This window comes from Paenibacillus sp. 7541 (assembly GCF_002276395.1).
In the GTDB taxonomy this organism is placed as follows: domain Bacteria; phylum Bacillota; class Bacilli; order Paenibacillales; family Paenibacillaceae; genus Paenibacillus_AQ; species Paenibacillus_AQ campinasensis.
Map to the genome: position 1 here is coordinate 1 of NZ_NQLZ01000041.1, position 11,934 is coordinate 11,934.

The 11,934-nt window shown below is 51.5% G+C and carries 9 protein-coding genes; all 9 read right to left on the reverse strand.

All coding sequences use genetic code 11. From position 1 onward, the window contains the following. Positions 1-85: 85 nt before the first annotated feature. The 9 genes from CHH75_RS21700 to CHH75_RS21740 all read right to left on the reverse strand — a co-directional run bounded on the left by CHH75_RS21700 (position 86) and on the right by CHH75_RS21740 (position 11,586). A complete protein-coding gene (locus tag CHH75_RS21700; RefSeq protein ID WP_095267773.1) occupies positions 86-676 on the reverse strand; it encodes a non-ribosomal peptide synthetase module in 591 nt (196 codons plus the stop codon). 256 nt (positions 677-932) lie between these two features. Then, positions 933-1,550 carry a ribosome biogenesis GTP-binding protein YihA/YsxC gene (yihA, locus tag CHH75_RS21705; RefSeq protein WP_095267772.1) on the reverse strand — a complete coding sequence of 206 codons (618 nt, stop codon included), beginning with the start codon at positions 1,548-1,550 and terminating at the stop codon, positions 933-935. 17 nt (positions 1,551-1,567) lie between these two features. Beyond that, a complete protein-coding gene (gene lon / locus CHH75_RS21710) occupies positions 1,568-3,904 on the reverse strand; it encodes an endopeptidase La (RefSeq protein WP_095267771.1) in 2,337 nt (778 codons plus the stop codon). An 84-nt stretch (positions 3,905-3,988) separates the two neighbouring features. Beyond that, on the reverse strand, positions 3,989-5,695 hold the full coding sequence (gene lonB / locus CHH75_RS21715; protein WP_445670824.1) for an ATP-dependent protease LonB: 1,707 nt from the start codon (positions 5,693-5,695) through the stop codon (positions 3,989-3,991). Between the two features lie 230 nt (positions 5,696-5,925). Beyond that, on the reverse strand, positions 5,926-7,035 hold the full coding sequence (gene ispG / locus CHH75_RS21720; protein WP_095267769.1) for a flavodoxin-dependent (E)-4-hydroxy-3-methylbut-2-enyl-diphosphate synthase: 1,110 nt from the start codon (positions 7,033-7,035) through the stop codon (positions 5,926-5,928). Positions 7,036-7,142: 107 nt separating this feature from the next. Continuing rightward, positions 7,143-8,408, reverse strand: coding sequence for an ATP-dependent protease ATP-binding subunit ClpX (gene clpX, locus CHH75_RS21725; protein WP_095267768.1), 1,266 nt, complete (start codon positions 8,406-8,408; stop codon positions 7,143-7,145). Between the two features lie 14 nt (positions 8,409-8,422). Continuing rightward, positions 8,423-9,013: an ATP-dependent Clp endopeptidase proteolytic subunit ClpP gene (clpP, locus tag CHH75_RS21730; protein ID WP_095267767.1), complete on the reverse strand. Its 591-nt coding sequence runs from the start codon at positions 9,011-9,013 to the stop codon at positions 8,423-8,425. 271 nt (positions 9,014-9,284) lie between these two features. Next, on the reverse strand, positions 9,285-10,604 hold the full coding sequence (tig, locus tag CHH75_RS21735; protein WP_095267766.1) for a trigger factor: 1,320 nt from the start codon (positions 10,602-10,604) through the stop codon (positions 9,285-9,287). A 145-nt stretch (positions 10,605-10,749) separates the two neighbouring features. Next, complete coding sequence (locus tag CHH75_RS21740; RefSeq protein ID WP_095267765.1) at positions 10,750-11,586, reverse strand: hypothetical protein; 837 nt, start codon at positions 11,584-11,586, stop codon at positions 10,750-10,752. Between the last annotated feature and the right edge of the window lie 348 nt (positions 11,587-11,934).

Genomic DNA, 11,934 nt, shown 5'->3' on the forward strand with positions numbered 1-11,934 from the left:
TGGTGTCCAAGGTCTGTTCGCCTGCCAATCGGAAAGAAAGTTATCCGCCGACTTCGAGACGACTTGCGAGCCTGCCGCTTGCCAATCAGGCTTCCAGCACGAACAACCGCTGATTATAGCTTCGCAGCTGCTCATCAATCTGCATTACCCGACTCCGGTCGCTGCCCGCTATAATCCGCGCGTCAAGAAGCTCATTAATATGCCGGTGAATCCGCTCGATCTCTTTCTCCGCCTCTGTACTGTTAAACAGACGCTGCAGTTCTCCAGCCGTATTCTTGTATTCATATATGACGATGCTGTCATTTCCAGCAACCTGGGTGATTCTCTGCACGATCCCGTTCAGGTATTCATAGCTCATTACGAAGCCGTGATACACCCGATTCACTGTGCCCGAGCCTTTATAGGCCGCAAACAGCTTTCGTACGGCATTGGTCAACCTAGGAGCGGCCAATCGGCACGACAGCTCACAGATATACAAGCCATTTCTGCGCTCGAAGGGCAAATGAACTTCTTCCCCGCTCTCGTCTTCGAGCACGATCTCCTGCTCTCCGGCATCCAATACTTTCACCCGGCAACTTACCCGGAAAGCACTGGTACACTTCAGAAATTGATCCATTTGAACATCCGGCATTTGCATCGTGGCATTTACATACTCTGTGGCTAACCGCTGAGCCATAAAAATCTCCCTCAATTCTTTTAACAATCCTTAGTAACATTATACTGCACACCATGGATGTCTTTCCTGCCTGCCAGACGAGAATATTCATCATATTTCATAAAAAAACGGTTTGAGCGCGTTTCCAGCTCATATTTCCACTAAGATGCTCACTTTCCTATAAAGAAAACACCGTTATCCTGCTGAACCCTTGAGAAAGGGTCCAGAAGATCCGGTGCTGCATAAAGATGGTATGAGATTCATCACGCTTGTCTTATTAAGAGGTTGGCGCTTCGGACTGATCGTCTCCAGCACCGATTCTCGACTCGATGACCTCCCACAATTCATCCTTGCCAAGCCCTGTCTCCGACGAGAACATGACCAGGGAGTGATAAGGCTTGAAGCCAAGCGTCTCTTTTACAATTTTAATATGCTTGGGCCATTTTGTTTTCGGGATCTTGTCCGCTTTTGTGGCCACAACACAGACCGGACGATCATAATGCTGCAGCCATTCATACATGCTGATATCATCCTTGGAAGGCGGATGTCTCATATCCACCACCAGCAGCACAAGCTTGAGCTCCTCGCGGTTCAGCAGATACTTCTCAATCATCACGCCGAACTGCGCCCGCTGTGCCTTGGATACCTTGGCGTACCCATAGCCCGGAAAATCAACAAAGTACAGATCATCGTTAACACGGTAATAGTTCAATTGCTGTGTCTTTCCCGGCGTAGCGCTGGCTCTCGCCAGATTCTTACGGGATATCAAACGGTTGATCAGCGACGACTTGCCCACATTGGAACGCCCTGCCAGAGCAATCTCCGGCAAGGCGTCATCTGGGTATTGAGCAGGACCTACAGCACTAACCACAAATTCGCTTTTTGTTACTTTCATATATCAGGGCTTCCTCTCTAGTGAACTCCCGCCTGCTCTACGAGTGCATGCTCGAGCACCTGATCCATATGGGACACAGGGACGAACTCAACATCATTTTTCACGCTGTCGGGAATGTCCCGCAAATCCCTCTCGTTATCTTTGGGGAGCAGTATTTTTTTGTAGCCGGCCCGGTGGGCAGCCAGTGACTTTTCCTTTAATCCGCCGATCGGAAGCACGCGCCCGCGCAGCGTGATTTCACCGGTCATCGCCACATCCCGTGCGACATGCCGCTTCGTTAATGATGAGATAAGCGCCGTCGCGATGGTGATGCCCGCCGAAGGTCCGTCCTTCGGAATCGCACCTTCAGGAATATGGATATGGACATCCAGCTTCTCATGGAAATCAGGGTCAATCCCCAGCTCTGTCGCCTTGGATCTTGTGTAACTGAATGCAGCCTGAGCCGACTCCTTCATCACATCGCCCAGCTTCCCGGTCAAGGTCAGCTTGCCGGTACCCGGAACGACGGTGACCTCAATGGTGAGCGTCTCGCCGCCGACCTCTGTCCAGGCCAGCCCCGTTACAGTTCCGACCTGATCTTCGAGCTCCGCCATACCGTAGCGGAATTTCGGAATGCCTAAATAATCCTTGATGTCGTCAGCGTGGATCGCGATCGATTCCGACTCGTTCGTAACGATACTCTTCGCCGCTTTCCGGCACAGCGCCGCAATCTGCTGCTCAAGATTACGTACACCCGATTCCCGAGTGTACTCACGAATCACTTTCAGCAGCGCTTCCTCGTCCAGCTCCAGCTGTTCAGGCTGCAGCCCGTGCTCTTTCTTCTGCTTCGGCAGCAGATAGCGCGTGGCGATCTGCAGCTTCTCCAGCTCGGTATAACCCGGAATGTACAGCACTTCCATACGGTCGAGCAGCGGCCGGGGAATGTTGTGCAGCGCATTCGCTGTCGTTACAAACATCACCTGGGACAGGTCGAACGGAATTTCAATGAAATGATCGCTAAAGGTGTTGTTCTGTTCAGGGTCCAGCACCTCCAGCAGCGCTGCAGACGGATCCCCGCGGAAATCCGAAGCCATCTTGTCGATTTCATCCAGCAGAAATACAGGGTTCAGGGAGCCGGCTGTTTTCATTCCCTGGATGATGCGTCCCGGCATTGCTCCAACATACGTCCGGCGATGACCTCTGATCTCAGCCTCGTCCCGAACCCCGCCGAGCGAGATACGCACGAACTTGCGCTCAAGCGATCTTGCGATCGAACGGGCGAGGGAGGTCTTACCTACCCCTGGCGGACCTACAAGGCAGAGAATCGGCCCCTTCATCTTCTTCACAAGCTTCTGAACAGCCAGATATTCGAGCACACGCTCCTTCGGCTTCTCCAAACCGTAGTGATCCTCATCCAGCACTTGCTCCGCCTTGTTGATATCCAGATCATCCTCTGTTGTATACGTCCAAGGCAGCGCCAGCAGCCAATCGACATAGTTCCGGATCACGCCGCCTTCGGCCGAGCTGGCTGGCATTTTCTCAAGGCGATCGATTTCCTTCTCGATCTTCTCGTGCACCACTTCCGGAAGCTCCATCTCCTGCAGCTGGCTGCGGAGCTCCTCAACTTCGCCGGCACGGCCTTCCTTATCGCCTAGCTCCTTCTGGATCGCTTTCATCTGCTCGCGCAGATAATACTCCTTCTGCGTCTTCTCCATCTGTTTCTTGACGCGCTGATTGATCTTGCGTTCCAGCTCGAGCACTTCGCGCTCATTGTTCAGAATATCCAGCAGCTTCTCCAGACGTTTACGAACGTCTATTGTTTCAAGAATCTCCTGCTTATCCTTGATCTTTAATGACAGATGGCTTGTAATGACATCCGCTAGACGTCCCGGTTCATCAATATCGGAAACGGCCGCCAAAGTTTCCGGCGTAACCTTCTTGGACAAATTGATATAGTTCTCGAACTGTGACAGCACGGTCCGCATCAAAGCGGAAACTTCAGGGTCATTGTTGTCTGCTTCAGGCAGTTCCCGGGCAATGACTTCGTAGTATTCCTCTTGATCCGTATATTCAATAATCTCCGCACGTTCCATCCCTTCCACCAGGACACGAATGGTTCCGTTTGGAAGCTTCAGCATCTGCCTTACATTTGCGACTGTACCAATTCGAAAAATATCCTCTTGCGTCGGCTCTTCAATGTTCACTTCCGATTGAGAACACAGGAGAATCAAATTGTCTTCCACCATCGCTTTTTCTAATGCCTTTACCGATTTCTCCCGCCCGACATCCAGGTGAAGCACCATGCTAGGATAGACGAGCAGACCTCTTAAAGGCAGTAAAGGAAAACGACGACCTTTGGATTTACTGGGTCCCATCGCTTTCGCACCTCCAATGGCTCTCAATGTTGACACTATTTCTATTTTATCAAATCTGCGTATAAAAAACCAACCGCTTGGGCATTAACAGCTGCCTGCGTCCGTGATTTGGCCGCTGTGAGGAGGCGTGGCCTGAAGCAGGGAAGCCGATGCGGGCGGATACGCCTCATTAGCCGGAAGCTGAATGACGTCAGCTTTCAGCTCGCCGCCAAACACATGAGAGAACACTTCTTCCACCGACTCCACAGGAATAACCTGAAGCCCCTGCAAGTCTTCGAACAGTGTCTGCCAATTGTCTTTCGGGATAATCACGCGCGTCGCTCCTGCCTGAAATGCGGCCTCTACCTTGGCAATGACACCGCCAATCGGTTTCACCCTGCCGTGAATACTGATCTCGCCGGTCATCGCCACCATGTTGTCAATCTCAATGTTACGCAGCGCCGACACGATAGCCGTTGCCATGGCAATGCCGGCCGATGGACCGTCAATCGGCGTACCTCCCGGGAAGTTGATATGCAGATCATAGTCCTTCGGACGGAAGCCCATTGAGCTGAGCACGGTCAGCACGTTTTCGATCGAGCCCTTGGCCATGCTTTTCCGGCGAAGCTTCCGCGCCCCGCCTCCGAATTCCTCTTCATCCACCACGCCGGTAATATTAAAGGTCCCCTTTCCTTTATCGGCAGGAACGGCGGAAACTTCAATCTCCAGCAGTGCCCCCATATTCGGGCCGTACACGGCCAGCCCATTCACAAGGCCAACCTGAGGCTTGTCAGGCACTTTGCGATCGGGGCGGGGCTGCAGCTGACTGCTGCTCGCTACCCATTCCACATCCGATGCACGAAGCGAATCTCTTTTCTCTGTAAGCGCAAGCCCTGCAGCCAATTGGATCATGTTGACGGCCTCCCGCCCATTCGTACAGAAACGCTTCACAACCTCCACCGCTTCCGGGCAAGGCTTTAAGCCGATTTTTTGAATGGCGTCCTCGGCGATCTGTCCGATCTCATCGGGAAGCAGCGGACGAAAGAAGATTTCCATACAACGCGAACGAAGCGCAGGCGCAATCTCTTCCGGTGAACGGGTAGTGGCACCGACCAGACGGAAATCCGCAGGCAAACCGTTCTGAAAAATATCGTGGATGTACGCCGGTGTATTGGCATCCTCAGAATTATAATATGCGCTCTCCAGCAATACTTTGCGATCCTCAAGCACTTTTAACAGCTTATTCATCTGGATCGGGTGCAGTTCACCGATTTCGTCGATGAACAAGATGCCGCCATGCGCCTTGGTGACCGCTCCCGGCTTCGGCTGCGGAATGCCGGCTACGCCCATCGCTCCGGCTCCCTGGTAGATCGGATCATGCACGGAGCCGATCAAAGGGTCGGCAATGCCTCTTTCGTCAAACCGGGCTGTCGTGGCATCAATTTCCGTAAATTTGGCATCGGATTTGAACGGAGACAGCGGATTTTTCTTCGCTTCCTCCATCACGACACGCGCTGCGGCCGTCTTCCCGACGCCGGGCGGCCCATACACAATGACATGCTGCGGGTTGGCGCTGCAGAGCGCGGCCTTGAGTGCACGCAGTCCATCCTTTTGTCCGATAATATCCTCCATGCTCTGAGGTCTTGTTTTTTCGGCAAGCGGCTTTGTCAGTGAAACAGACCGGAGCTTGCGAAGTTTGTCGAGCTCCTTGCGCGACTCCCGGTCCACCGCTGTTTTACTCGTTTTCTGCCCTCGGAGCAAATTCCAAAAATAAATGCCGATGACCACTGCAAAAAACAGCTGAACCAGCATAATGACTATACTCAGATTCACAAGACATTCCTCCTGTTTCTCCATATTCTTCAAGCAACTTTCGTCAATACATGGTAGTATTGCCGATTACGCTTCCGGTAAAACGCACAGAGGAATTCCGAATCAAAAAAGACGACCTTCGGTCTGAACCGAAGGTCGTCTGCAGCAGTGAACTACGCTGCAAAATATGTCGTTGGCAAAAGCCAGCGCAGATACATAAAGCGCCTATTTTACACGGTGGACTTGTGTTTGCGGCCCGGGATTTCTCCCGTTTCCTCATACACTTTCACGATATGGTCAATTTCCTTCTTCAGTTCCTCGACCATCGTCTCTTCCGGAACTTTCCGGATCATTTCCCCATAACGGAACAACAGCCCTTCTCCGCGAGCACCCGCAATCCCAATGTCGGCCTCTCTCGCTTCGCCCGGTCCGTTGACGGCACAGCCAAGCACGGATACCTTGATCGGCACCTTCAGCTTGGATATATATTCTTCAACCTCGTTGGCGATAGAGAACAGATCAATATCCAAGCGTCCGCAAGTCGGACAGGAAACAAGCGTCGGAGCATCCGAAATGAGACCAAACGACTTCAGAAGCTCGCGTCCCACCTTCACTTCCTCCACCGGATCCGCACTGAGCGAGATGCGCATCGTATTGCCGATTCCGAGCGACAGAAGCGCGCCTAGCCCGGCGGCGCTTTTCACGGTTCCGGCGAACAGTGTGCCCGCCTCCGTAATGCCGAGATGCAGCGGATATGGAATGACCTCGGCAGCTTTCGTATAGGCCGCTATCGCCATCGGAACATCTGAAGCCTTGAGCGATACGATAATATCGTGAAAATCAAGCTCCTCCAGAATGCCGATATGATACAGCGCACTCTCTACCATCGCTTCCGGAGTTGGGTAACCGTACTTCTCCAGCAGATGATTCTCCAGCGAGCCAGCATTCACCCCGATCCGAATCGGAATGCCTTTCTCCTTGCATGCCTTAACCACTGCTTCAACCTTCTCACGACGGCCAATATTGCCCGGATTGATCCGGACCTTGTCGATGCCGTTCTCGATCGCCAGCAGTGCCAGCTTATAATTGAAGTGAATATCGGCGACAAGAGGAATGTGAATCCGTTTCTTGATCTCCTTGATTGCCGCAGCAGCTTCCTCATTGTTTACCGTAACCCGGACGATCTGACAACCTGCTTCCTCCAGCCGTAAAATTTCAGCGACCGTTGCTTCCACATCCGCGGTTTTGGTGGTGCACATGCTTTGGATGATGACTTCGTTGTTTCCCCCTATTGTGAGATTCCCCACTTTGACGGGCCGTGTGTCCTGTCTCAAAAACATGATACGATCTCTCCCGTATACGCCAAAGCTCCACTCCTTCCCATAAACTTGAGCGGGCGGAGTGGAGAACTGGCGCTGATTTATAACGCGTCTATAGCAAGGATCGCTTAGGCGCTTTCTTCCTGTTTGTTGTCATTCTGATCGTCCTTGGACTGAAGTTCAGGAATGACTTTATCCTTAACAACTTGTTCCGTAATGACACATTCGGTAATGTCTTCTCTCGAAGGGACCTCATACATCACATCAAGCATAATGCCTTCAATGATGGAACGAAGTCCGCGAGCACCGGTATTGCGCTTGATCGCTTCGCGGGCAATCGCTTCGAGCGCCGCTGGCTCAAATTTGAGGTCGACGTTGTCAAGCTCAAGCAGCTTCTGATATTGCTTGGTGAGCGCGTTCTTCGGCTCGGACAGAATCCGAACGAGCGTCTGCTCATCAAGCGGCTCCAGCGTGGACACGACTGGCAAACGGCCTACGAACTCCGGAATGAGACCGAATTTCAGCAGGTCTTCAGGAAGCACCATCGTCAGGTATTCACCCGGCTTCAGATCCTTCTGACCTTCGCCTGATGCGTTAAAGCCAATGACTTTTTTGCCGATCCGGCGCTTGATATACTGCTCGAGGCCGTCAAAGGCACCGCCGCAGATGAACAGAATGTTGGTCGTGTCGATCTGAATGAACTCCTGATGCGGATGTTTGCGTCCGCCTTGAGGAGGAACAGAGGCTACCGTTCCTTCCAGAATCTTCAGGAGTGCCTGCTGTACACCTTCCCCGGACACGTCGCGCGTAATGGACGGGTTCTCGGATTTACGTGCCACCTTATCAATTTCGTCGATATAGATAATGCCGCGTTCCGCCTTCTCCACATCATAATCGGCAGCCTGAATAAGCTTGAGCAGAATGTTCTCTACATCCTCGCCGACGTATCCAGCCTCCGTAAGTGAAGTTGCATCCGCAATAGCAAACGGAACATTCAAAATTTTGGCCATCGTCTGGGCCAGGAGTGTTTTACCCGAACCCGTAGGTCCCAGCAGCAAAATGTTACTCTTCTGCAGTTCAACATCCTCGATCTTGCTCTGGGTGTTGATCCGCTTGTAGTGGTTGTATACCGCTACAGAAAGCGACTTCTTGGCCTGCTCCTGTCCGATGACGTATTGATCGAGAATATCGCGGATCTCGCGCGGTTTCGGAATGTCCTTGAGATCCACTTCCTCCTCATGCCCGAGCTCCTCTTCCACGATCTCCGAGCACAAGTCGATGCATTCGTCACATATATAAACGCCGGGCCCCGCAACAAGCTTACGGACCTGCTCCTGCGACTTGCCGCAGAAAGAGCATTTCAACTGCCCTTTGTCATCATTAAATTTAAACATGCATTTACCACCCCTTAGGATTTAATCGGTGAAGACAGAACTTCGTCAATAATTCCGTATGCCTTCGCTTCCTCCGCACTCATAAAGAAGTCGCGGTCTGTATCGCGTTCGATTTTTTCAAGGGGCTGACCGGTACGCTCCACATAGATTTGGTTCAACTTCTGTCTGGTCTTGATGATCCAATCCGCGTGAATCTGAATATCGGATGCCTGACCTTGAATGCCACCGAGCGGTTGGTGAATCATCACTTCGCTGTTCTCAAGAGCATACCGTTTTCCCGGAGCTCCAGCTGTGAGCAGCAGCGACCCCATGCTGGCGGCCATGCCGACGCAAATGGTGGACACATCAGGCTTGATTAACTGCATCGTATCGTATATACCCATCCCGGCCGTTACCGAACCGCCAGGAGAATTAATGTACAAATGGATGTCTTTTTCCGGATCTTCCGCAGCCAGAAACAACAGCTGGGCAATAACAAGATTGGCAACATCGTCATCGATCGCATTGCTGAGGAAGATGATGCGGTCCTTCAGCAATCTCGAGTAGATATCGTAAGATCTTTCGCCTCTGCTGGTTTGCTCTACAACCATAGGTACAAGACTCATGCGACCAACCTTCTTTCCTTGAAAAATAAACTTTTGCGTTACAAGGGTATTCTAACACGTTCAAAGCACGATGTCATTTTTTAACCCTGATTACATTCTATGAACTTCCCGAGGAATATATCCTGCCAACTTGTCTCATTATGTATGCCGAATAAAGATATCCAATTCATGTCGAAATTAGGATCAATTTGGATATTCTTGGTTAAAAATAAGGCACGCATAAATGTACGTGCCTTATCCTGTATAAAGCAGCTTCGGCAGCTGCCGGGTATTATTCTTCAGTAGCGGTTGCTTCTTTAGCAGGACCTTCTACGCTGTTTTCCAACAGGAAGTCGATCGTTTTGCGAAGAAGCAGCTCTTCACGAAGGCTGTCAAGGGAACCGTTAGCGGCAAGAATGCTGCGGATTTCATCGGCAGAACGCTTGTAGGTATCAGCCATGTTATCCAGTTCCTTGTTGATTTCCTCTTCGGTTACTTCCAGCTTCTCTTCCTTGGCAATTTGCTCAAGCACAAGGTTGTTGCGAACGCGCTTCTCAGCATCGTCCTTCATCTGTCCTTGCAGGTCCGCCTGGGACTGCCCGGAGAAGCTCAGGAACATTTCGAGGTTCATTCCTTGTTGACGAAGACGGTTGTCGAAATCGCGCATCATGTTCTGAACTTCGGAATCGATCATCGCTTGAGGAATTTCCACCTCAGCGTTAGCCGCAGCTTTCTCTACAGCTTCGTTCTCGCGAACGCCTTGAGCCTCTTGCTCTTTGCGAGTCAGCAGCTGCTTCTTAAGATCTTCCTTGTACTCGTCCAGCGTATCGAATTCACTAACGTCTTTAGCGAACTCGTCATCCAGTTCAGGAAGCTGCTTGCGCTTGATTTCATGAACCTTCACTTTGAATACAGCTTGCTTGCCAGCCAGATCTTCGGCATGGTAGTTCTCAGGGAATGTCACTTCAACATCCTTGAAATCTCCCGTTGCCATACCGATCACTTGATCTTCAAAGCCTGGAATGAAGCTGTTGCTTCCAAGCTCGAGGGAGTAGCGCTCAGCTTGTCCGCCTTCAAAAGGAACGCCGTCAACCGAACCGTCAAAATCAATCACGACGATGTCACCGGAAACCGCTGCGCCTTCATCGATGACAGCCAGCTCAGCATGACGCTGCTGCAGACGCTCCAGCTCTTGGGTCAACTCTTCCTCAGAAACCTCGGCCTTGACAGCGGCAACCTCGATGCCTTTGTAATCGCCAAGCTTCACTTCAGGCTTCACAATCACTTTTGCTTTGAACTTGAAGGCTTGGCCTTTCGCGAACTGCTCGATTTCCACTTCAGGGCGATCCACCGGGAAGATGTCTGTCTGTTCTACAGCTTCGCTGTATACTTCAGGAAGCAGGATGTCGATCGCGTCCTGATACAGGCTTTCCACTCCGAAACGAGCTTCGAAGATCGAACGAGGCACTTTACCCTTACGGAATCCAGGAACACTCGCTTTTTTCACTACTTTATTAAAGGCTTTGTCGAGGGCGGACGCAACGCGCTCCGCTTCAACCTCAACGTCAAGAACGCCAAGGTTCTTCTCTATTTTTTCCCAAGTTGCTTTCATTTATGCTTTCCCCTCCAAAATAATTCACGTGGTTGGCGCAATCAGGTATCACGTACCGAATAACCACTATAGTATAAACAACATTATCACCTTTTTCAAGGGTAACCCCTTGCCGGCCGATACCGTAAACGTTTACCAATATAATCTAGTCGTCCATGCCTGCCGCCACAAATTCCTTGAGAGACCGATAGGCCTGCTCATATCGGAAACGCATGGTGTCCGTTATCCCGTACAGCGGCCGAATCTCCTCTTCGCTGCGGATGCCCTTCAGGCTCTCTGATACAATGTCATGCAGTGCCGCCGCCCAAATGTCCAGCGACGAATCGTCTTCCTCGAGCATGGAGGCATAATCTGCCGTACCGTATACCGCCATGACGAACTGGGACCAGAGCTCTTGGGCGAAATAAAATAATGTCGGCTCATGCACTTCAGTCTGATCAGCCACGCGCTCGAGAATCCGAGTAATCGCCAGCGGAAATTCGCTCGGGGTTAACGGCACCGTATCGATATCGATCTCGGCCGGTTCATGGCCCCGCGTAATGACCACACTTCCCTCCGCGCCGCGCTTGCGCAGCGTCTGAAGCACGCGGAACTGCAGCAGCGGATGAAGCGGCGTCTCTTTCAGCCACGTGACAAGCGCCTCGTCGATTTCCGGCCGATCCAGGTAAGCCAGCTGCTCCAAAGCCAGGATCGTCTGCTCGGTTAACGGGCCGTTCATCACGGAAGCCAGCAGCTTATCCGTATATCCCGGATCTTGGGCAACTTTATCGCTGACCATTCTCCGGGTGATTTCCTCTTCGTCGGAATCCTCCTCGATGTCCTGCCCGAGATCCCCCTGCAGCCCGGCTGATTCGGGAAAAGCAGCCTCCAGCCACTCCAGCAGCGCCTCCCACTCCTGGTAGTGACGTTCGTTCTGCCCGCCGCATTTCAGCAAAAACCGAAGGATTTCCATGGCCTCCCCGTATCGTTCGTTTTCCAGCATCACCGTCAGCTGAATCTGATAAAAGTCCAGCGTTTTCGGAAACAGGATGACGTTTTTATCCTCATGTGCTGGGGAGTTTGCGTCCTTGATAAGGACACCTCCTTTCCAATCCCGTTTTTCATAATTTTAGATTATAGCATATGTGCTCCAAGTAAAAAAACAAGGAGGTCACGAGCCCGCTGCGCCGAGGAAAAATCATAAATTTTCATCTTAGGTCAAGGAAAGCAGCGAGCCTTGTGCTATCCTTTCGCCCCCTCTCTTCATTATCATCCAATTCGCTTTCTCTAAAACTTTTTTGTTGAATTTTCCACGCCCATATGTTAGTATATTTTTTGCTTGAAAAAATTG